Raw genomic sequence first — 20775 nt, 5'->3', positions numbered from 1 at the left:
TTCCCATGACGCGATCAGACGTAGCCGCCGGCTGCACCGTTGACTTTCCAGGGCTGCGGTGGAGGAGCGCCGGGGCCCGGGACCTTGATGCGTGGGCGGCGCTCATCGCCCGGACGGCGGCAGTCGAGAAACCGGTGTGGTTTGAGCACCGGCCGGACCTCGAGCAGCTCATGGAGTCCCGGAAGAATCCGCCGGAGGACAACACCGTGCTGGGATTTGATTCGGAGGGTGTTCCACGGGCGTACGCGCGCATTACCAAGAACACGTCCAGCGATAAGTCGTACGGCTTCGGCTGCGTGGATCCGCTCGGGTGGCTTGAGGCCAGGGCGTGGCAGCGCTTTTTGGAGGACGTCGCCGTGGGCGGCCGCGTCACAGCCAGGCTGCGGATCCACAACGAGCAGCAGCACGAGCACCAGGCGGCGCTCTTCACCGCGCGCGGTTACGAGGTGGTCCGCTACTTCAACGAGATGCACCGGCCGCTGACCCCGCCATTGCCGGAGGCGGTCCTCGGCCCGGACCTTGAGCTCGTGACCATGGATCCCGAACTCAGCGAAGCCGTACGGCTCGCGCACAACGACGCTTTCCGCGACCATTGGGGCAGCGAACCCAAGGACGAAGAATCCTGGGGATATGTCGTCAACGACCCGCAGGCCCGCCCCGACCTCAGCGCCGTGGTGCTGGAACGCAGCACCGGCAAGGTGGCGGGCTACCAGCTGGCCGCCCATGACCAGGAAAGTGCCGTGACGCGCGGGTTCAGCGAGGGTTACACCGATCTGCTCGGCGTGCGCCGGAAATTCCGCGGCCGCGGCATTGCACGCGCGCTGCTGGCGGATGCGATGCGGCGGTTCGCTGCGGCTGGGCTCGACGTGGCGTCACTGGATGTCGACTCCGAAAATCCCACGGGAGCGCTGGCACTGTACCTCAAGATGGGCTACCAGCCGGTCAACAGAAGCCTGGCGTGGGACAAGGTTCTCTAGGCCCGTCATGCGCATATTTCCTCACAGAACTGCCAGGCCGCCGGCAGTTACCGCGCCCGGTGCCGGCTACAAGAGGCCGAGGCGCTGGTTGCGGGTCACCGGCATCGTGGCACTCATCGCCGTGGTGTTGGGACTCGCCTCGACGGCAGCCAACCTGCTTTTTGAGCGGGCAGAGAAATCCAGCATCGCGGCGTATGGCGAAAGAATCCAGATCAGCAGCGGCGCCCTCAACGTGTACCGGAACGGACACACCGGCCAACCGCTCGTTCTCCTCAGCGGCCTCGGGACGGCGGCACCCGCCCTCGACTTCGCACCCCTGATCCGGGAACTTGGCAACTTCGACGTCACCGTGGTGGAGGGATTCGGCTACGGCTACAGCGACATGAGCGCCCGGGAGCGCAGCACCGAGAACATCAGCAAGGAGCTCCACGAGGTGCTCACCAAACTCAACATCAAGCGGCCCTATGTCCTGGCAGGACACTCGATCGCCGGCTTCTACACGCTGGATTACGCGAACCGCTACCCGAAGGAAGTGTCGGCGGTGATCGGAATCGATGCCACCATACCGAAAGCGGAGAGCGGACCCGTCGAGCTGCCGCTGCAGGATGCCAGTTGGGAACGGATCCCCTCTGTCACGGGGCTGGTCCGCATCGTGGGTTCAGTGGCCCCCGGCCTTGTCAACCCCGACGGCGACGCCTACACGGCAGACGAACTGGAGCGGATGCGCCTGATGCAGAGCTGGAACTTCGGGAACCAAGCTGTGGTCGACGAAACGGCCCGAATCGGAAACAACGCTGCCGCCCTCAGGGGCGTCAAGTATCCCGATGGGCTGCCCGTACTTGCCTTCATCTCAGACGAAAAGACACCCGAAACCCAAACCAAACAGCGCGCTGCGGAAAAGCTGCTGAACAACGTGAGGGGCCACGAGATCGTGACGCTCGACGGTGGACACTACCTGCATTGGACCCAGTCCAAGCGCATGGCGGAACTGATCACCACGTTCCTCGCCAAAGATCACTGACCAATACCCGAAGCGCAGGGCCAGCGGGAGGCCCGGCCTAATTCAGGCTAGCCCTCCACATCCGACAGGTGGTGGGTAACGTCGTGCAGGAAATACTGCGCGAGCGTCAGCACCGTGAATTCCGAACCGTTGCTGCGGAGCCCGGTCCTGCCCCATTGGGATTCCCTGACCCGGGCAAAGGAGGCGGCCACCTGTTCGCCCTCGGCCGTCAGCTCGGCACTGACCGCGGCGGGATCTGACCCGGCGTAATCGCTCTCCACGGCCGTCCGGTCCTGGTCCCAGTTTTCAAAGCGGGCGTTGTCATCGGTGAGCATCAGGTTCAGGCGCCGGTCGAAGAGACTGAAAACATCGCGTACGTGGCAGGCATATTCGAGGGTCGACCAGGTGCTGTCATCGGGGCGCTCAGCAGCGCCCGGACGGCGCAGAACAGCGCGCCACCGGGGGAGCATGTTTTCCACGCTGCCAGGCACCGTGGACGGCGTGACCGTCGAGGCGTCGAAGCCGCATTCGCTGCACGGGCGGGAGAGGACCCAGGTCCAGTCTTTTTCATCCGGGATGATAGGCATGGCAGTAGTCTAGGCCCGCCGGCAGCGCGGTCAGCCCGGCTGCTCCGCCTCAGGCCACGTCATGCTGGGCCCGATCGCCTCCACAGCCTGCGAGAGCGGAATGCCGGAACCGTCCCGGCGCCCGTGTTCCTGGGGAAGGGAACGGGCCACCCCGGCCAAGGACGAGGCCTTTGCCGGGCCGTGGCCGGCCCAGGCCAGCAGCAGCGTGTCCTCGCCCTTCAGGAACCGGTGTGCCCGGACCCCGGCGGTGGCCCTGCCCTTGGCCGGGTACTCGGACAACGCCGTGACCTTCGCGGCGCCCGGCGCCGTGCCCGGCAGGGCGCCGTCGGTCCCGGAAATCGTGACGACGACGGCGGCCTCGTCGCCGGGGGCGGCGGAACCAAAGAAAATCACCTGGTCGCCGGACGCAAGCTTGATGCCGGCCATGCCACCGGCGGTCCGCCCCTGGGGGCGGACACTTGCCGCGTTGAACCGCAAAAGCTGGGCCTGGCGCGTCAGGAACACGAGGTCGGCGTCGTCGGAACCCGCGGGCGCCACACCCACCACTGCGTCCTTGTCCTTGAGCGCGATGACCTCCCAGTCTTCCCGGTTCAGCGGGTAGTCAGGCTGCACGCGCTTGATGACCCCCTGCGCGGTCCCGATGGCCAGGACCTCATCCAGCGGCGCAAAAGCGACGAGTGTTTCGCCCTTCAGCAGCGTGATGAAGTCCTTGGCCGGCACGCCGCCGGCGAGGTTCGGCAGGCCGGACATCGGCGGGAGGACGGGCATGTCCATGACCTGGATGCGCAGCATGCGCCCCTGCGACGTGACTGCGGCGATCTCACCCCGGGCCGAGGTCTTGATGACGGAGCGGAACACATCATGCTTGGAGCGCGGCCCGGCTTCCGCGAGGCTGTCCTGGTTGGACGTCCTGGCTATCTGGCCCGATGCCGTAAGGATGGCCCAGCAGGGATCATCCGCTATCTCCAAGGCCAGCGGCGCGGCCTTGCCCTTGACGCCGGGGGCGGCCGCCGCAGCGACGGTGGGGGAGACGGCCTCGGATTCCAGCAATACCGTGCGCCGGGGAGTGCCGTATTTCTCCGCAATTTCCGCGAGTTCCCCGGAAACCAGTTCACGCAGCAGCGCGTCGGAACCAAGAATGGCTTCGAGCTCCTCGATCTCGCGGCGGAGCTGGTCCTGCTCCTTCTCGAGTTCGATCCGGGAGTACTTGGTCAGCTGGCGCAGCCGGAGTTCCAGGATGTAGTTGGCCTGGACCTCGGAGAGGTCGTAGATGGACATCAGGCGCTCCCTCGCCGCTGACGCCTCATCCGAGGACCGGATGATCTGGATGACTTCATCGATGTCCACGATGGCAATCAGGAGGCCCTCCACCAGGTGCAGGCGGTCCTTCTTCTTGCCCAGCCGGAACGCGGTCCGGCGGCGGACCACGTTGAGGCGGTGGTCGACATAGACCGTCAGCAGTTTCAGCAGGCCCAGGGTCTGCGGCTGCCCGTCCACCAAAGTGACGTTGTTGATGCCGAAGGAATCTTCCATGGGCGAGTACCGGTAGAGCTGCTGGAGCACCGCGTTTGGGTTGAAACCATTTTTCAGCTCGATCACCAGGCGCAGGCCGTGCTTGCGGTCGGTGAGGTCAATGATGTCGCTGATTCCGGCAAGCTTCTTGCCGTTGACGGCGTCCTTGATCTTCTCGATCACCTTCTCCGGGCCCACCATGTAGGGGAGTTCGGTCACGACGATGCCCGTCCGCCGGGCAGACAGCTGCTCCACCTCCACCTTGGCGCGGGTCTTGAAGGATCCGCGGCCGGTGGCGTACGCGTCCCGGATGCCGTCCAGGCCCACGATCCGGCCGCCCGTGGGGAGATCGGGACCCGGGATGAACCTCATGATGTCTTCCAGGGTGGCGTCCGGGTTGGCGATCAGGTGCCGGGCAGCGGAGATGACCTCCACGAGGTTGTGCGGCGCCATGTTGGTGGCCATGCCCACAGCAATGCCCGTGGCGCCGTTGACCAGCAGGTTGGGGAACGCGGCCGGCAGGACATCCGGCTGGGTGAGCTGGTTGTCATAGTTCGGGACAAAGTCCACCACGTCTTCATCGAGGTGGTCGGTCAGCGTCAGGGCCGCCGCCGCGAGGCGGGCCTCCGTGTAGCGCGGCGCCGCAGGGCCGTCGTCGAGCGACCCGAAGTTGCCGTGTCCGTCGATGAGCGGAAGCCGCAGCGAGAAATCCTGGGCCATCCGGACCATCGCATCGTAGATGGCGGTGTCGCCGTGCGGGTGGAGCTTGCCCATGACCTCGCCCACCACACGGGCGCTCTTGACGTGGCCGCGGTCCGGCCGCAGGCCCATGTCGCTCATCATGTACAGAATGCGCCGCTGGACCGGTTTGAGGCCGTCGCGGGCATCGGGCAGTGCCCGGGAGTAGATGACTGAGTAGGCATACTCCAGGAAGGAGCCTTCCATCTCGGAAGTGACGTCAATGTCTACGATGTTTTCGGTGTAGTCCTGGGCGGTTTCCCCTGACGGGGCTGAAGTCTGGCGGCGGGCCATGGGGCTGGTAAATCCTTTTGGGGTGCACTTCGGGAGTCTTAGCTAGGCTAAGCCTATGGTGGATCAGCCCGGGGACGGCGTATATCCGGAATATTGGGAAGCCGATGTCGTCCTGCGGGACGGCGGGACGGCACACTTGCGGCCCATTCATCCCTCGGATGCTGACGCCGTTCAAGCCTTTCATGCCGGACAGTCGCAGAACTCAATCTACATGCGGTTCTTCGCGTTCAAGGCCCGGCTCTCGAGCAAGGAGCTCAAGCGGTTCACGGAGGTCGACTACCGCAACCGGGTGGCATTCGTGATCACCATCGGCGGGGAAATCATCGGGATCGGCCGCTACGACCGGCTCGACGATCCGGCCGAAGCCGAGGTGGCCTTCAACATCGCCGATGCCCACCAGGGCCGCGGCATCGGCTCCATCCTGCTCGAGCACCTGGCAGCCGCCGCCCGCGAAAACGGAATCCGGAGGTTCGCCGCGGAGGTTCTGCCGGAGAACCGAAAAATGCTGATGGTCTTTTCCGACGCAGGCTATGACGTCAAACGCCATTTTGACGACGGAGTCGTCAGCCTGGAGTTCAACATCGATCCCACCGACAAGTCGCGGGCGGTGATGGAAGCCCGGGAACACCGTGCGGAGGCGAGGAGCGTGCAGGACCTGCTGGCGCCGTCGTCGGTTGCGGTCATCGGGGCCAGCCGCAAGTGGGGCACCGTGGGGTACCAACTGCTGGAACACATCATTGAGGCAGGCTTCACCGGCCCGGTCTATGCCATCAACCCCGAAGCGCTGGAGCTCGCTGGGATGCTGTCCTTCGGCAGCCTCTCGGAGGTACCCGGGCCCGTGCAGCTCGCCATTGTGGCCGTGCCCTACGAGGAAGTCCCCAAAGTGGTGGACGAGTGTGCGGCCGCCGGCGTCAAGGGGATCGTCGTGGCGTCGGCGGGGTTTGCCGAGGACGGCGACCGCGGCCTGGTGCGCCAGCAGGCTTTGGTACGGCAAGCCCGGGCCAACGGCATGCGCGTGATCGGCCCCGCATCGCTGGGCATGGTGAACACGCATCCCGCGGTGTCGTTGAACGCCTCGATGGCCCCCAGCCTGGCCAGGCGCGGCGGCCTTGGCCTCTTCAGCCAGTCCGCCGCGATCGGGGTCGCCGTCTATGCCGCGTCCAGCCGCCGCCGCGTCGGCATTTCCACGTTCCTCTCGGCCGGCAACCGGGCAGATGTCTCCGGCAACGACATGATGCAGTACTGGGAGGACGACGCCGATACCACCGCCGTGGGTCTGTACCTGGAGTCGATCGGCAACCCGCGCAAGTTCTCGCGGCTGGCCCGCCGTCTGGCCCGCATCAAGCCCGTCATCGTTGCCAAGTCCAGCTCCATGGGCCTGCAGCTGCCTCCCGGGCATGCGGTGCGCACCACGCAGGCGCCCGCCGGCGCCGTGGACGCCATGATGCGCCAGGCCGGCGTCATCCGCGTGGAGACCATCGAACAGCTCATGGATGTTGCGCAGATTGTCTCCGCCCAGCCGCTCCCCAAGGGTGCCGGCGTCGCGGTCTTCAGCAACTCCAAGGCGCTGGGAAAGGTGGTGGCGGACAGTGCGGCGGCCCACGGCCTCGGCGTGGAAGAGATCGCGGCCGACCTGGATCTTGACACCGGCATGTCGCGTGCGCTGCCTGCCCTGCAGGGCCGCCTGCGCGAGATCCTGTCGCAGGACGCCGTGCACGCGGCTGTGGTGGCTTTCCTGCCGGCAAGGGGCCTGACAGTGGAGAAGATCGCGGCCGCGCTCGCCGCCTGTTCGGCCGAGGCCGGTAAACCCGTGGTGGCAGCGTTCACCGGCATTCTGGACCCCTCTGTCTATGTGGAGGGCATGGTGGGGGAGGATGCCCGGGCGGAACCGGTCCCGTGCTACTCAAACCCGGGGGCGGCCGTCGCCGCGCTCTCCGCGGTGGTGCGGTACGCCGAGTGGGCGAACCGTGACCAGGGGCTCTTCGCAGACCCGGAGGGCTGTGACCCCGAAGCCGCCCACGCCGACCTGGAACTGATGCTCACGGATGTCAAAGGCGAACAGCTGAAGGAGCTTGCCCCGGCGGACGCTGCGCGCCTGCTGGGGCACTACGGCGTCGAGGTGTTGCCCTCCGCCGGATTCGAAACGGCAGAGGAAGCCGTAGAAGCCGCGGACCGGCTGGGCTGGCCGGTGGCGCTGAAGACCACCGATCCGATGCTGCGGCACCGGCTCGACCTTGGCGGCGTGAGGCTGGACATCCAGGACCCAGAGTCCCTCCGGCTGAACATTCAGCAGATGCGGCGCGCACTCGAGCCTTACGGTTCCTCGTCGCTGGAGGTGCAGACAATGGCGCCGGTGGGCCAGGCCTGCACATTCCGCGCCATCGAGGACCCGCTGCTGGGGCCGGTTGTCTCGTTCGGGCTCGCGGGCGATGCCGTCAACCTGCTGGACGACTGGGCACACCGGGTGCCGCCGCTGTACGGTGCGGATCTCCGGGACTTCATCCGGAGCCCCAGGGCGTCCCGCAAGCTCTTCGGCTACCAGGGGCTTCCGGCCGTCGACGTTGCCGCGCTTGAAGACCTCGCCGCGCGTCTTTCCCGGCTCAAGGACACCCATCCGGAAATTGCCCTTGTGGAGTTCAACCCGGTCCTGGCCACACCGCGGGGCGCCTTCATACTGGGCGCGGACGTCCGGATCGGCAACGCTGCCCAGCGCACGGACAGTGCCCGCCGTGCCATGAGCAGCTGACCCCGGGTTAGCATGTGCCAAGCCGATCTGTGAAAATGGGGAAATGAGCTCCCAGCCTCCCACCTCGAAGCCTCAAGCGCCCGACCACAGCCCCCAGGCTTCCGTTCACCACAGCTCACACAACCACACGGCCCAGGGCCAGAGCCTGGACGGGGCCCTTCAGCAGGCCGGCTTCTACCCGCGACTGGTGGCCGACGTCGTGGATGACGCACTTGACGGACGGGACTGCGTGGCGCACCTTGTGCACCTCGAAACGCATTTCGACCGCGCCGAAGTCCGGCGGCACATCACCGTGCTGGTGCTTACCGACGACATGCTGGTGATCACGCATGTGGACGACCAGCAGCTCGATGACGCGGGCGAACAGATCGTGGCGCAGATTTCCACGGAGTCCGTACCCGTGACGCAGATCCGTTCCGTGGTGCTGAGCTACATGTACGCGCAGCCGCAGAACTACAAGCCCTCGGACCCCGTGCGTGAAGTCACGCTGGCCATCGCCTGGTCCGGCGGCCAGAGGCTCGAGATGGGCCCGGCAAGCTGCGGCGACCCTCAGTGCGAGGCAGACCACGGCTACAGCGGAACCATTGCCCAGGAGGACATCGTCCTGCGCATCAGCGCCGAGGCCGACGGACTCCAGGCGGTCCAGGACGCCAAGCTTTTTGCCCGGGCATTGCGGGCCGTCAACACGGCGTCCGCTGCCCCCGTTCCGCACGGGCTCCCTGCATCGCAGCCGCGCCCCCGGATGGGCGTCTTCTCGAACCGCCTAAGCCGCGGACACCAGCGCTGAAATGGGGCCCGACCACGACCTCCCCACCCCCGCCGCCCCGTTGACACTTTCCGCAGCACCGTCGCTTCCGCCCGCACCCGCCTACGGCCGGCGTTCCGTTGCCGAGGTGCTGGGCAGCGCCGCGGCGAGCCTCGGGGTCGACGGCTTCGAAAACAGGCTCGGCCTGCCACCGGCCAAGCGAATCTGCGTTGTCCTCGCCGACGGGCTGGGCCGCAGCCTCCTGAAACAAAAGTCCGCCCACACACCCTTCCTTCGCGACGTCATGCAGCAGGGCCAGGGGGCGGTGCCGGTGTGGCTGGACTCCGCGTTCCCGTCCACCACGGCGGCCTCCCTCGCGAGCCTTGGCACGGGCCTGGCTCCCGGCCAGCACGGACTCGTGGGATACGACGTCCTTGATCCGTCCCAGGACAAGGTGGTCAACATGCTGGGAAACTGGGACGCCGACGTGGACCCCCATGACTGGCAGCCTTTCCCCACAGTTTTTGAACGCGCCGCGGAGCAGGTCGACGTCACCACCGTCAGCCTTCCCCAATTCGGCGACTCGCCCATGACAAGGGCTGCCCTCCGGGGCGGCACGTTCGTTTCGGCGACCACCTCGCACGCCCGGACCGCTGCCGCGGCCGAGGTGATGGCGGGCTCCGACGCTTCCCTCATGTACTTCTACGTGAACGACCTCGACAAGGCCGGCCATCGCTACGGGTCCCAATCGCCGCAGTGGGAGCACCAGCTCGAGGAGCTGGACGCCACGGTCAAGCGCCTCCACGCGACTCTTCCGGCCGGAACCACTGTGCTGGTCACGGCCGACCACGGCATGCTCGATGTGGCCGAAGCCCAGCGGATCGACTACTCCGCCGACCCGGCGCTCGTGGCCGGTGTCAGGCACACTGCAGGGGAGCCGCGAATGCTCCACCTGTACCTTGAGGACGATGCCTGGAACGGCGACGGCGGTACCACCCGGCAGCGCTTGCTTGACGCCTGGCGCGGCCGGTTCGGTGACCGGATCTGGGCCTTTACCCGGGAAGAGGCGATTGCCGCCGGCCTGTTCGGGCAGGTCAGGCCGGCCGTGGAACGGCGGGTCGGAGACGTCATGATCGCCGCCCGCGATGCGCTGGCTTTCTACGACACACGCCGCGTGCGCCCCACGGCCATGGAAGTGGTGGGGCAGCACGGCTCCCTGACCAAGGCGGAACGCGAAGTGCCGCTGCTATGCTTCCAGGCTGCGGGCAAGGCCCCCGGCCGCAGGGGAGCCCGTGGCTGAGCTCGTCTTCTTCTCGGGAACCATGGACTGCGGAAAGTCCACCCTTGCCCTTCAGATGGACTACAACCACCGTGCCCGCGGACGCGGCGGGGTCCGCTTCAGCTGCAATGACCGCGCCGGCGGCTCCCGGATCTCAAGCCGTCTGGGGCTCGAAACGGACGCCGTGGAGGTCGTGGACACCACGGACTTCTGGGACGAAGTGGTACTCCGCCGGACCCAGGGGATCCGCGTCGACTACCTCATCTGCGACGAAGCACAGTTCTACTCGCCTGGGCAGGTGGAGCAGTTGGCACGTGTCGTGGACGAGATCGATGTTGACGTCTTCGCCTTTGGAATCACCGCGGACTTCCGGACCCGGCTGTTCCCCGGTTCACAGCGGCTTATTGAACTGGCGGACCGCGTGCAGGTCCTCCAGGTGGAGGCCCTCTGCTGGTGCGGGCGGCGTGCCACGCACAATGCCCGGACGGTAGACGGCGTCATGGTCATGAAGGGTGCCCAGGTGGTGGTGGGCGACGTCGAGATGGGCGGCGATATGGCGGTTTCCGGTGCGGAGACCGATTCCACAAGTTCGAGTCAGGTGCCGGTCGTTGGCTACGAGACGCTCTGCCGTCGCCACTTCATGCGCCGCGTCACCGCCCACGGCGCCAACATCATGGCCCAGCAGGACCAGCTGCTTCCGTTCGACGTCGACGCCTGCTTGTGGCAGGGAGCCGGCAGCCGTGCCGGCAGGACGGCTGCCGACGGCTGAACGCGACCTAGTCGCCCCTGGTGCCGAAGACTATTTCGTCCCAGCTCGGCACGCTGGAGCGCTTCGGCCTTGACGGCTGGCGCTCAGGTTCGTCCCGGTCCGGTTCCGGACGCGCGGATGAACCCTGGTCCGTTGCGGACCTGCCGGCGTCCAGCCGGCGCCGGGGGGTTCCCCCGCCGAGCAGCTCGTCAAGACCGACGTTACCGCCGGCAGGTCGGTCCGGACTGTCCGCCGGCGGGTTCATTGGCTTGTCCGTGGCCGCCGGGGCGGCCGGACCTTCCTTGCCCGCAGTGCCGGCCGGGCGAAGAGGGGACGGGACGATGGTGATTTCCCGCGTATCAGTGCTGACGCCGTCGTGAAGCTTGAGGGAATCGTCGGCTGAATCCTGGTGCTGGGGTGCGAGGCTGAGGCGGGACAGCATGGAGGGCCGGCCGTCACGCCGTCGGGTCAGCGGACCAAACTGGGCTGCCGGCGAATCGGATGATTCCGCTTCCGCGGCCTCCGGTTCTGGTTCTTCCGCATCCGCGCCGGATCCGTGAGGAATTTCCGGCAGCCTCGGGTGGGCCGCCGGGACCCCGTTGGTCAGCAGGAGCGCCAGGGCGTCGTCGCTGTTCTCATCCAAGCCAAGCCGCTGCCCCCTCCGGGAGCGCAGCATGTCCAGCAGGCCGTCGGCCTCCTTCTGCTGCTCTGCTCCGTTCCGGGCGGCAGTTTCGGCGTCCGTTTCAAAATCGAAGGGGCGGTCTGAAACCGCTGACAGGCGGCGTGCGGGAACCGGACCGTCCAGGGGTTCAAGCTCACTGAGCTGCTGCGCCCAACGGTTGGCATTCTGCAGCGACTTGCGGGAGGGATTGAACGTCCACATGGCCGGAGGCTCTTCGCCGATGCTGGAATGGCCGCCCGGCTGGGCATCGAACCTCGCCACGACCGTCCAGGTTCCGTCCGGGCGCCGCCAGGAATCCCATTCCAGCGTGGAGGACTCAATGCCGTGGGCGGTCAGGCGGTGGGCCACCATGTCCGCCAAAGTGGCCGGATGATCGCCGAAGGCCGCCCGGTAGATGTCGTGGCCGGGAGCGGGAGTCGCGACCTCCACTTTGCGGGCCTGCTGGGCTACGTACTCGCGTTCGGCCAAGACCGGTCCCTCGTACCGTTCAACCTTTTCCAGCGGCATTCCGGACGCAGCCGCAACCTCGGCGGCCGTTGAGCCGCTCCGGATCCTGGCCTGGATATCGCGCGGGGACATGGCCACAACCGGCGCGGCCGATGCCCGCACGGCAGGCCGGCTTGCCGCCAGCCGTAAAGCTTCATTGATCGGCAGCTGGAACATCTCGCCGCCGGTGCCGCACAACAGGAGATGCTCCCCGTCGTCGTGGACGCCTACAAGCCGTAGATCCTGCATACAATCCTCCACCCTGGCATTACTATCAATCGAAACTCTGCCACCCAAGCCTGTCTTTTCCTGTTAGGACGAAGGGCGCGCCGCGAAATTCCGGGACTTTCGGCCACAGGGACGCATTGCCGCCGGCGGTGGGAAGCCGCTGAAGACTGCTTGGGCGCAGGTATGGCTTTTCCCTGCAGCTTAGGGAAAAATGTGCCCCGGACCGGGCACAAACTGGCGGCGTCCGGCGTTGTGCACGTTGAATTACCCACCCGAGTCAACGGAGTGTGAGCAGCAGGCCATGGCGACAGACTATGACGCGCCGAGGAAGTCGGAAGAGGACCTCAACGAGGACTCGATTGAGGAGCTGAAGACCCGCCGTGCCGACAAACCGACGGCAGTGGTTGAAGAAGACGAAACCGACCTCGCTGAGGGGTATGAGCTGCCCGGGGCAGACCTGTCCGGTGAGGAACTGCTGGTCCGCGTCATGCCCGCCCAGGCCGACGAATTCACATGTTCCTCATGCTTCCTGGTCCGGCACCGTTCGCAGATCGCCCGTGAAAAGGACGGCCACCTGTACTGCCGCGACTGCGAAGGCTGAGGCCCGGCGAACTACCTTGCGTTGAGTGCTGCCACCAGTTCATCCGGGCGGCGGGTGGAGGTCAGCCAGTACGGGGTGGGATCCGAGGTGTCGTTGATTTCAATCCGGACCACCGGATCTATCCAGCCGCGGATGCACAGGTAAGCGAGGCCGTTGAGGCGCGTGCCGCGTTCGGCAGTGGCTTCCTTGCCGCGGAACGCCTCCGCAGGTCCGGTGAGCCCGCGTTCAATGCTGGCCCGGCCCACCTGAAGCGTCCGGGCCGTCACTGTCAGCGCAGGCGTGGATAGTACCAGCAGGGCCGTCTCGACGGCGAACAGGACTACGGCCGCCGTGATTCCCGCGGTCATGCTGATGGGGGCGAACACCAGAATGCCGGCGCTGGCCAAGCCCGCAGCGACCAGCCAGATCCAGGCTCCCGGCCACAGCTTTTCGGTGAAAAGTACGGTGTCATCCTGTGAAGGCTGGTGGTGTGCAGGCACGGCTGCGCTTGATTCGGGCATGCACCCAGCTTTCCATCTTTGCCGTGCCATTTCATCCCGGCCGGTTCGGTCCCGCCAGGGCGCCGGGCCGGTAGGACTATGGCGCCCCCGGGCGATAGAGTGAGGAACTGTGACTGACGAAATAACAGCCATTACGCCTCCGCTGCGGCATGCGGCACCTGGAGCTGCGTCACCCGCAACAGCGGAAGCGCCGCCCGCAGCAGAATATGGAGCCCCAACTGTGCAGGTTCAACTGAAAATGCTCGACGCCGGCCTGGCGGCGCCGTCCTACGCCCACCCCGGTGACGCCGGGGCAGACCTGCGCGCCCGCGAGGATGTGGTCCTGGAACCGGGGGAGCGGCGCCTGGTGCCCACCGGGGTGTCGATCGCCCTGCCGGACGGCTTTGTGGCACTGATCCACCCGCGCTCTGGCCTTGCCACGAAACACGGGCTGACGGTGGTCAACGCGCCGGGAACTGTCGATGCGGGCTACCGCGGTGAAATCGCGGTGACGCTGCTGAACACGGACAAGGACAAGGCCATAGAACTCCGGCGCGGCGATAGAATTGCACAGATGGTCATCCAGCGTGTGGAGTACGCGCAGTTCGTTGCCGTGGGGGAGTTGAGCGACTCTGTCCGCGGTGCCGGAGGCTTCGGCTCCACGGGCGGCTTCGCCGTTCCTGGCGCCTAGTTCCGCAGCGGAAACGGCCCACGCCGGAAACCCTGAGCGTTTCCGGCGGGCGAAGCCTCCCGGACAGCGCGCCCGGCGGTCAGCGAAGACAAGATGCGGCGCCCGCGCGGCCGGCGCGACAAGATCACAACTAAGGAGACAACCCCATGGTTTTTGGGCGTGGCAGGAAAGCCAAGAAGGAAGAGGCCACAGAGCCGGCGGAAGTCCGCGAGGGCAACGCCGCCGATGCCGCTGACGACGCCACGGAAACATCCGGACGCAGCGCCACCGGCCCCTTCGATGTCTCAGAGATCAGCAACAGGGACGGCTATGTGGATCTGGGTGCCCTGCTCATTGCACCCCGGGACGGGCTACAGCTGCGGCTTGAGGTCGAGGAGGCCACCCAGCGGGTGGTGGCAGTAACCATGGACCTGGAGGGGTCGAGCCTGCAGTTGCAGGCCTTCGCCGCACCGCGTTCCGAAGGCCTGTGGGACGAGATCCGCGAGCAGATCGGCCAGTCGGTGGGCGGCCAGGGCGGCCAGGTGGAAGAGATCCAGGGCGGCTTCGGCACGGAGCTCGTGGCCAAGCTCCCCTCTGGCATCAGCGACGGCAGCCAGGGATACCGCGTTGCCCGCTTTATCGGCGTTGACGGTCCGCGCTGGTTCCTCCGCGGCGTGTTCGGCGGCGAAGCGGCACTGAACCGCGACGCCGCGGCCGGTCTCGAGGAGCTTTTCCGCAAGATTGTGGTGATCCGCGGCGACAACCCCATGCCCCCACGGGATCTCCTGCAGCTGCGTCTGCCCAAGGACGCCACGGGATCCGTGCCTCCCGGGGCCCCGGAGTTCCAGCAGCCTGAGCGCGGTCCGGAGATCACCCAGATTGGTTGATGCCGGCAGCCACCCGCAGGTCGAGCCGGTGCCCATCAGGGGGCTGCCGGAGCGGGGCCACGTGCTGTGTCACGGATTCATCGAATCGGTGACCTATGTGCCCGCCACCCAGGTGGCGGCATTCACCGTCATGGTGACAGACCACGACATTCCTGCCGGGGCGACGCGGGCGCGAATTTCACCGTCCACGGCAACGGCGGTCCCGGCACTGCCGGCGGAATCCTCTGCGGCGCCGTCGGCGGGCACGGGCAGGAACCGGCTGTCAATGACCCAGCGCGGCCGGCTGCGGGTCATTTGGCTGGGGCGCCGCCGGGTTCCCGGCATCGACGCCGGGACGGAAGTCCGGCTGGAGGGCATGCTGACCGTGCGGGACGGTGTGCCAACCATGTTCAATCCCCGCTACGAGATATTGTCCCGCCAGGAGAACCAATGACATCGCCTGAAAACCCTGAACCGGGAACCGAACGGCCGGAACCCAAGTCCGTGCCGGACGCTCCGGGCCTTGCGGGACTTGCCGAGGGCTACGCATCCAAGGCAGGTTTGCACCGCACGGATGATGGCCGCATTGACGTCCTGAAGAGCGCCGGCGGCTACCAGGGGATCGCAGAGAGCATTCTTCCTGGCCTGGTGTTCCTTATCAGCTTCACGCTCACGGCTGCTTTGACGCCCTCGCTCATTGCAGCCCTCGCTGCTGCCACTGTGTTTACCGTGGTGCGGCTCGTCCAACGCCGCCCGCTGACCCAGGCCCTGGCCGGAGTCGTCGGCGTCGGCATATCCGCCTGGCTTGCCAACAGCACCGGCAAGGCGGAGGATTTCTACCTTCCCGGATTCCTGACCAACGCGGCGTACATCCTCGCGATGGTCATCTCGATCGCCGTCAGGTGGCCCATTGCCGGGCTGCTCTTCGGCTTCATCAGAAACGAAGGCCTTGACTGGCGTCAAAGCCCGGCACGGGTACGCGCCTACCGGCTGGGCACGTGGATCATCGTCGGGGTGCTGGCGCTTCGCCTTCTGGTGCAGGTGCCGCTGTACCTCATGGGCCAGGACGGTCTCGCGGCGCTGGCTACCACGAGGCTCATCATGGGGGCGCCGCTGTACATCCTGGGCGTGTGGCTGGCCTGGCTGATCACCAGGCCGGCCACCGTGCCCGGGACTCAGCCGTCGAAGCCGTCGTCCTCTACCGACTGATCCAGCCCCGTCCGCTGGACGGCCGCCCCGGCGGGAACGTCGGCTGACTCTGCCGTTTCCGGCTCGTCGGCATGGTTCGGCTCGTCGCGTGATCCAGGCGAGAGCAGTTCACGCAACTGGTCTTCCGCGGCAATCGTGGTGACGAAGAACAGCTCGTCGCCGCCGTCAATGACGTCGTCCCGGCTGGGCGTAATAGGTGCCTGGTCGCGGAGGATGGCCACGAGCGTTGAGTCCTCCGGCCAGTCAATGTCACCCACGGTGAGCCCGATGGCGTGCGAGTCGTGCGGCACCGTGAACTCCACGAGGGACGAAACGCCGGTCTGCAGCGTGAGCAGGCGGACGAGGTCACCGATCTCCACCGCTTCCTCGACCAGCGCCGTCATGAGCTGCGGCGTGTTAACCGCGACGTCGACGCCCCAGGAATCATTGAACATCCAGTCATTCTTCGGGTTGTTGACCCGCCCGACCGTGCGGCCGACGCCGAATTCGGTCTTGGCCAGCAGCGACACGACGAGGTTGACCTTGTCATCACCGGTGGCCGAGACCACCACGTCAGCGTCGTCGAGCTTCGCGTCCTGCAGGGTGCTCAGTTCGCAGGCGTCGCCGACCAGCCAATGCGCTCCCCGCAGCCCGCTCCGGCCAATGACTTCCGGCTTGAGATCGATCAGCAGAATCTCGTGCTTGTGGGCCAGCAGCTCACGGGCGATCGAGGAACCGACGCTTCCGGCTCCGACGATGACGACTTTCACTTAAGACTCCTTGGCGGGTGCTTTGGCCAGAATATGGGCTACTTCGGCGCTGCGGTCCAGGCGCAGCATGGCGTGGACCGTATCGCCGTCCTGGTACGAGGTGCCCGGAGAGGGAAGCATCCCTTCGCCGAACCGCGTCAGGTACGCGATGCGCATATCGGCGGCCTTTTCGATGGCGGACACGGCATGGCCGATCCAGCCAGGATCGAGGTCGATTTCGGCCAGGACGAGCCTGCCGGACGGTTCGCGGAAGTCGCCGGCGAGGTGCTGTTCCGGCAGGATCCGGCGCAGGACCTGGTCCGCGCTCCAGCGCACGGCGGCCACCGTGGGGATGCCAAGCCGCTGGTAGATTTCGGCCCGGCCCGGGTCATAGATCCTGGCAACCACATGAGGCACATGGAAGGTCTCGCGTGCCACGCGGGTGGCAAGGATGTTGGAGTTGTCACCGCTGGAGACCGCTGCGAAAGCGTACGCCTCGGCAACTCCGGCCTGCTTCAGCGTGTCCCGGTCGAATCCGACGCCGGTGACTTTCCTGCCGGTGAAGCCCGAACGGAGCCGGCGGAAGGCCCTGTCATCCTGGTCGATAATGGCCACTGAATGGCCTGCGTCCTCCAGCGTGTGCGCCAAGGTAGCCCCCACGCGCCCACAACCCATGATCACGAAGTGCGCCACCCGTGTCTCCTCAACTTCTCGCCGACTGCTCCGTAAGACTCTACCGCCGGAATCCCGCCATGACATCGCGTGCGAATCAGACTAACTTTGTGTGGTGCTGACAATTCTGAATGCCGTGAAGCGGGTGCTGGTGGGGAGGCCCTTCCGGAACGACCGGCTGGCCCACACGCTCCTGCCGAAGCGGATCGCGCTCCCCATCTTCGCCTCGGACGCGTTATCGTCGGTTGCCTATGCGCCGGACGAAATCCTGCTCACCCTGGCCCTGGCGGGCGTAAGCGCGGTGGCGCTGTCCCCGCTGGTTGGCCTGGCCGTCATGGTGGTGCTCCTGACGGTCGTGGCGTCCTACCGGCAGAACGTGCACGCCTACCCCTCCGGCGGCGGCGACTACGAGATCGCCAACGTGAACCTGGGAAAGTATGCCGGGCTGACCGTTGCCTCTGCCCTGCTCGTTGACTACGTGCTGACCGTGGCCGTGTCAATGTCGTCAGCGGCCGCGTACCTCACCACGGCGATACCCTCGCTCCACGGCCAGCAGGCCATGATCGCGACCATCGGTGTGGTGGTGCTGGCGCTCGTGAACCTGCGCGGCATCAAGGAAGCGGGCAGCGTTTTTGCAGTCCCCACCTATATCTTCATGGCATCAATCCTGGGCATGACCATCGTCGGGGTCTTCCAGGCTGTCACAGGGCAGCTGCGCCAGGCGCCGTCGGCGGCGTTCACGATTGTTCCGGACCCCGGTTTCGACCAGGGCCTCGTCGGCCTGGCCGGGGCCTTCCTGCTGCTGCGTGCATTTTCCTCCGGAGCTGCAGCCCTGACCGGCGTGGAAGCCATCAGTAACGGCGTGCCGAACTTCCAAAAGCCCAAGAGCAAGAACGCGGCCACCACGCTGCTGCTGCTCGGAGTCATCGGTTCGGCCATGCTGGCGGGCATCATCTATCTTGCCAACGCCACGAAGGTCCACATTGTTCTGGACCCGGCCAAGGAATTCCTGCTGAACGGCAAGCCGCTGCCGGAGGACTACATCCAGAACCCGGCCATCAGCCAGATTGCGCAGACCATTTTCGGGGCCGGCTCGATCCCGTTCTACATCGTGGTGGCCGCCACCGGCGTCATCCTCGTCTTTGCCTCCAACACGGCCTTCAACGGCTTTCCGGTCCTGGGATCCATCCTGGCCCAGGACGGCTACCTTCCCCGCCAGCTCCGCACCCGCGGCGACAGGCTGGCGTTCAGCAACGGCGTCCTCGCGCTGGCCGCCGGCGCGCTCGTGCTGATCCTCGCCTTCAACGCGGACGTCACCAAGCTCATCCAGCTCTACATCGTCGGCGTCTTCATATCCTTCACAGCCAGCCAGATCGGCATGGTCCGGCACTGGGGCCGCGAGTTGAAACTGGCCAAGGACAAGGCACTGCGGCGCCGCATGATCAAGTCCCGCACCATCAACATGATCGGCTTCGGCATGACGGCCCTCGTGCTGGTGATCGTGCTCATCACCAAGTTCGAACAGGGCGCATGGATTGCCCTGCTGGCCATGTTTGTCCTGTTCCTCATCATGTGGAGCATCCGCGCCCATTACGACAACGTGGCGAAGGAACTGGCCGTGGACGAGGACTCCTCACCGCGAGCACTGCCCACGCGGGTCCACGCCGTGCTGCTCGTGTCCCACGTCCGCAAGCCCGTTCTGCGGGCCCTGGCCTATGCCCGTGCCTCGCGTCCGTCCCGGCTGGATGCGATCACGGTGGACATCAACGCCGAGGAAACCGCGCACACGCTTGCCGACTGGGAAAAGCTCGAAATCCCGGTGCCGCTGACCGTGCTCGCGAGCCCCTATCGCGAGACCATCACGCCCATCATGGACTACATCAAGAGCATGCGAAGGGACTCGCCCCGCGACCTCATCGTCGTGTACATCCCCGAGTATGTGGTGGGCAAATGGTGGGAGCAGCTGGTCCACAACCAGACTGCCCTGCGGATCAAGACCAGGCTCCACTTTGAACCCGGCGTCATGGTGGCCAGTGTCCCGTGGCAGCTCAAATCCTCCGAAGAAGCAAAGAAACTGCAGGACATCCAATGAACCCCGACACCATGACCTCCTCAGCCGGCGTGGAACTGGTGGTGGACATCGGCCCCGTGGCCCACGGCGGCCATTGCGTCGCGCGGCACGAGGGGCGCGTTGTTTTCGTCCGCCACGGCGTCCCCGGCGAGAAAGCACGAATCCGGCTGACGGACGCGGGGGAGTCGGCCAAGTTCTGGCGCGGCGACGTCGTGGAGGTCCTGGAGCCGTCACCGGACCGTGTGCCGCACTTCTGGCGGGTGGCGGATTCACTCACGTCGTGGGAGCACGGGCGGCCGCCGGTCGGCGGCGCCGAACTGGGACACATCTCCCTCGAGCGCCAGAGGCGCCTCAAGTCCGACGTGCTGGCCGAACAGCTCAAGCGGCTGGCCGGCGTCGAACTTTCTCCCGAGGTGGAAGCTGTGGGCGCCGCGGCCGCGGACAGCGGTGATACGAACGACGGCGGTGCGGGCCTCGCGTGGCGGACCCGGGCAGGTTTTGCGGTCACCGCCGGCGGCAAGCTGGGCATGCACGCCCACCGTTCGGAGCAGGTTATTCCGGTCAGGGAGATGCCGCTGGCGGTCGCGGCCGTGAACGACCTGCGTCTGTGGGACATCGACCTGCAGGGCATCGAGCGCGTTGAAGTGGCTGCACCGGCCAACGGTTCGCGGCCGCTCGTGCTCCTCGCTCCAGCGCCCGGCACCCGCGCCAAACGGCTCAGCACCATCCTGGCACAGCTTCCGGCGGAGGTCTCAGTAGCCAGCTACGACCCCACTAATGACGAGACGCTGCAGCTGCGAGGCCGGACCTGGGTGCAGGAGTCAGCGGCGGGACACGACTACAGGGTCACGGGTGCCGGCTTCTGGCAGATCCACCGCGACGCCCCTGAAACGCTGGTGGGGGCCGTGACCGGCTTCCTGCACGACGGCGGGTTCCTGGAGCCGGGTGCGGCGGTCGCCGACCTCTATGCCGGGGCCGGGCTGTTCACGGCACCGCTTGCCGACGCCGTTGGTGAGACGGGTTCGGTGCTGTCGGTGGAAGGTGCACCCGGAACGAGCCGGGACGCGCGGAAAAACCTGCACAGTGCCCCACAGGTGGAAATTGTGCAGGGCCGCGTGGAGCGCGTGCTGCGCCAGAACCCCCGCAGCTTTGACGCCCTCCTGCTGGATCCGCCGCGTGCCGGTGCAGGCAAGGCAGTCGTCAGCCAGCTGATGGCCGCAAACCCGCGTGCCATCGCCTACGTGTCCTGCGACCCTGCATCGTTTGCCCGAGACATCGGGTACTTCCAGCAGGGCGGCTGGTCCCTCTCGGCGCTTCGGGCGTTCGACCTGTACCCGCACACGCACCATCTGGAGACCGTGGCTCTGCTGACTCCCCGCGGCTGATGTGACTAGGATGGGCCTAGTAGTCCCACGTCGCGCGCCGTATTCTCGGCTGACCCCATGCTCTTTTGTAAG

19 protein-coding genes are annotated in these 20775 nt (G+C 66.5%); 13 read left to right on the top strand and 6 right to left on the bottom strand.

From position 1 onward, the window contains the following. Positions 1–5 precede the first annotated feature (5 nt). Both LQ144_RS01340 and LQ144_RS01335 read left to right on the top strand, forming a co-directional pair. Positions 6–977 (top strand): GNAT family N-acetyltransferase, encoded by a 972-nt coding sequence (locus LQ144_RS01340; RefSeq protein ID WP_230116760.1) that lies wholly within the window; start codon positions 6–8, stop codon positions 975–977. 7 nt (positions 978–984) lie between these two features. After that, the gene (locus LQ144_RS01335) at positions 985–1998 is read left to right on the top strand and encodes an alpha/beta hydrolase (protein WP_230116759.1); all 1014 of its coding nucleotides are present in this window, start codon (positions 985–987) and stop codon (positions 1996–1998) included. Positions 1999–2045: 47 nt separating this feature from the next. Here the strand turns inward: LQ144_RS01335 and LQ144_RS01330 are convergent, their stop codons facing one another. Both LQ144_RS01330 and LQ144_RS01325 read right to left on the bottom strand, forming a co-directional pair. Continuing rightward, positions 2046–2564 carry a DinB family protein gene (locus tag LQ144_RS01330; RefSeq protein WP_230116758.1) on the bottom strand — a complete coding sequence of 173 codons (519 nt, stop codon included), beginning with the start codon at positions 2562–2564 and terminating at the stop codon, positions 2046–2048. A 30-nt stretch (positions 2565–2594) separates the two neighbouring features. Further along, positions 2595–5108, bottom strand: coding sequence for a DNA topoisomerase IV subunit A (locus LQ144_RS01325; RefSeq protein ID WP_230116757.1), 2514 nt, complete (start codon positions 5106–5108; stop codon positions 2595–2597). Positions 5109–5163: 55 nt separating this feature from the next. On the opposite strand from LQ144_RS01325, the gene LQ144_RS01320 reads away from it, so the two are divergent. Genes LQ144_RS01320 through LQ144_RS01305 form a run of 4 tightly spaced genes read left to right on the top strand, consistent with a single transcriptional unit; the run spans position 5164 to position 10647 of the window. Next, positions 5164–7854: a bifunctional GNAT family N-acetyltransferase/acetate--CoA ligase family protein gene (locus tag LQ144_RS01320; RefSeq protein ID WP_230116756.1), complete on the top strand. Its 2691-nt coding sequence runs from the start codon at positions 5164–5166 to the stop codon at positions 7852–7854. A 43-nt stretch (positions 7855–7897) separates the two neighbouring features. Continuing rightward, complete coding sequence (locus tag LQ144_RS01315; RefSeq protein WP_230116755.1) at positions 7898–8641, top strand: DUF5998 family protein; 744 nt, start codon at positions 7898–7900, stop codon at positions 8639–8641. A gap of 1 nt (position 8642) precedes the next feature. After that, positions 8643–9899 (top strand): nucleotide pyrophosphatase/phosphodiesterase family protein, encoded by a 1257-nt coding sequence (locus tag LQ144_RS01310; RefSeq protein WP_230116754.1) that lies wholly within the window; start codon positions 8643–8645, stop codon positions 9897–9899. After that, positions 9892–10647: a thymidine kinase gene (locus LQ144_RS01305; protein ID WP_230116753.1), complete on the top strand. Its 756-nt coding sequence runs from the start codon at positions 9892–9894 to the stop codon at positions 10645–10647. Before LQ144_RS01310 ends, LQ144_RS01305 begins: the two co-directional genes overlap by 8 nt. A gap of 7 nt (positions 10648–10654) precedes the next feature. Here the strand turns inward: LQ144_RS01305 and sepH are convergent, their stop codons facing one another. Further along, positions 10655–12043 carry a septation protein SepH gene (gene sepH / locus LQ144_RS01300; RefSeq protein WP_230116752.1) on the bottom strand — a complete coding sequence of 463 codons (1389 nt, stop codon included), beginning with the start codon at positions 12041–12043 and terminating at the stop codon, positions 10655–10657. Between the two features lie 280 nt (positions 12044–12323). Between sepH and LQ144_RS01295 the strand changes: the two genes are divergently transcribed. Continuing rightward, entirely contained in the window at positions 12324–12623 is a 300-nt protein-coding gene (locus LQ144_RS01295) for a DUF4193 domain-containing protein (protein ID WP_230116751.1), read from the top strand. A gap of 11 nt (positions 12624–12634) precedes the next feature. Here LQ144_RS01295 and LQ144_RS01290 read toward each other — a convergent pair whose 3' ends face one another. Further along, on the bottom strand, positions 12635–13123 hold the full coding sequence (locus LQ144_RS01290; protein ID WP_230116750.1) for a DUF3093 domain-containing protein: 489 nt from the start codon (positions 13121–13123) through the stop codon (positions 12635–12637). A gap of 142 nt (positions 13124–13265) precedes the next feature. On the opposite strand from LQ144_RS01290, the gene dut reads away from it, so the two are divergent. The 4 genes from dut (at position 13266) to LQ144_RS01270 (ending at position 15847) form a co-directional block, all read left to right on the top strand. Continuing rightward, a complete protein-coding gene (dut, locus tag LQ144_RS01285; RefSeq protein WP_230116788.1) occupies positions 13266–13793 on the top strand; it encodes a dUTP diphosphatase in 528 nt (175 codons plus the stop codon). A 146-nt stretch (positions 13794–13939) separates the two neighbouring features. Continuing rightward, the gene (locus LQ144_RS01280) at positions 13940–14659 is read left to right on the top strand and encodes a DUF3710 domain-containing protein (protein ID WP_230116749.1); all 720 of its coding nucleotides are present in this window, start codon (positions 13940–13942) and stop codon (positions 14657–14659) included. Then, complete coding sequence (locus tag LQ144_RS01275; protein WP_230116748.1) at positions 14652–15092, top strand: hypothetical protein; 441 nt, start codon at positions 14652–14654, stop codon at positions 15090–15092. The genes LQ144_RS01280 and LQ144_RS01275 overlap by 8 nt, the downstream gene beginning before the upstream one ends. Further along, on the top strand, positions 15089–15847 hold the full coding sequence (locus LQ144_RS01270; protein ID WP_230116747.1) for a DUF3159 domain-containing protein: 759 nt from the start codon (positions 15089–15091) through the stop codon (positions 15845–15847). The genes LQ144_RS01275 and LQ144_RS01270 overlap by 4 nt, the downstream gene beginning before the upstream one ends. Here the strand turns inward: LQ144_RS01270 and LQ144_RS01265 are convergent. Both LQ144_RS01265 and LQ144_RS01260 read right to left on the bottom strand, forming a co-directional pair. Then, positions 15814–16596 carry a TrkA family potassium uptake protein gene (locus tag LQ144_RS01265; RefSeq protein ID WP_230116746.1) on the bottom strand — a complete coding sequence of 261 codons (783 nt, stop codon included), beginning with the start codon at positions 16594–16596 and terminating at the stop codon, positions 15814–15816. The genes LQ144_RS01270 and LQ144_RS01265 overlap by 34 nt on opposite strands. Beyond that, complete coding sequence (locus LQ144_RS01260; RefSeq protein WP_230116745.1) at positions 16597–17268, bottom strand: TrkA family potassium uptake protein; 672 nt, start codon at positions 17266–17268, stop codon at positions 16597–16599. Between the two features lie 94 nt (positions 17269–17362). Here LQ144_RS01260 and LQ144_RS01255 point away from each other — a divergent pair, with 94 nt between their 5' ends. Next, the gene (locus tag LQ144_RS01255) at positions 17363–19339 is read left to right on the top strand and encodes an APC family permease (RefSeq protein ID WP_230116787.1); all 1977 of its coding nucleotides are present in this window, start codon (positions 17363–17365) and stop codon (positions 19337–19339) included. Beyond that, a complete protein-coding gene (locus LQ144_RS01250; RefSeq protein WP_230116744.1) occupies positions 19336–20703 on the top strand; it encodes a TRAM domain-containing protein in 1368 nt (455 codons plus the stop codon). Before LQ144_RS01255 ends, LQ144_RS01250 begins: the two co-directional genes overlap by 4 nt. Positions 20704–20775 lie beyond the last annotated feature (72 nt).

Source organism: Arthrobacter sp. Bi83 (genome assembly GCF_918698095.1).
Classification (GTDB): domain Bacteria; phylum Actinomycetota; class Actinomycetes; order Actinomycetales; family Micrococcaceae; genus Arthrobacter.
This window is presented reverse-complemented; position numbering and strand designations above follow the sequence as displayed.

Coding starts and splice junctions, on each gene's coding strand:
- LQ144_RS01340 (WP_230116760.1), top strand. CDS start 6: ATGACGCGATCAGACGTAGCCGCCGGCTGCACCGTTGACTTTCCAGGG.
- LQ144_RS01335 (WP_230116759.1), top strand. CDS start 985: ATGCGCATATTTCCTCACAGAACTGCCAGGCCGCCGGCAGTTACCGCG.
- LQ144_RS01330 (WP_230116758.1), bottom strand. CDS start 2,564: ATGCCTATCATCCCGGATGAAAAAGACTGGACCTGGGTCCTCTCCCGC.
- LQ144_RS01325 (WP_230116757.1), bottom strand. CDS start 5,108: ATGGCCCGCCGCCAGACTTCAGCCCCGTCAGGGGAAACCGCCCAGGAC.
- LQ144_RS01320 (WP_230116756.1), top strand. CDS start 5,164: ATGGTGGATCAGCCCGGGGACGGCGTATATCCGGAATATTGGGAAGCC.
- LQ144_RS01315 (WP_230116755.1), top strand. CDS start 7,898: ATGAGCTCCCAGCCTCCCACCTCGAAGCCTCAAGCGCCCGACCACAGC.
- LQ144_RS01310 (WP_230116754.1), top strand. CDS start 8,643: ATGGGGCCCGACCACGACCTCCCCACCCCCGCCGCCCCGTTGACACTT.
- sepH (WP_230116752.1), bottom strand. CDS start 12,043: ATGCAGGATCTACGGCTTGTAGGCGTCCACGACGACGGGGAGCATCTC.
- LQ144_RS01295 (WP_230116751.1), top strand. CDS start 12,324: ATGGCGACAGACTATGACGCGCCGAGGAAGTCGGAAGAGGACCTCAAC.
- LQ144_RS01290 (WP_230116750.1), bottom strand. CDS start 13,123: ATGCCCGAATCAAGCGCAGCCGTGCCTGCACACCACCAGCCTTCACAG.
- LQ144_RS01280 (WP_230116749.1), top strand. CDS start 13,940: ATGGTTTTTGGGCGTGGCAGGAAAGCCAAGAAGGAAGAGGCCACAGAG.
- LQ144_RS01270 (WP_230116747.1), top strand. CDS start 15,089: ATGACATCGCCTGAAAACCCTGAACCGGGAACCGAACGGCCGGAACCC.
- LQ144_RS01250 (WP_230116744.1), top strand. CDS start 19,336: ATGAACCCCGACACCATGACCTCCTCAGCCGGCGTGGAACTGGTGGTG.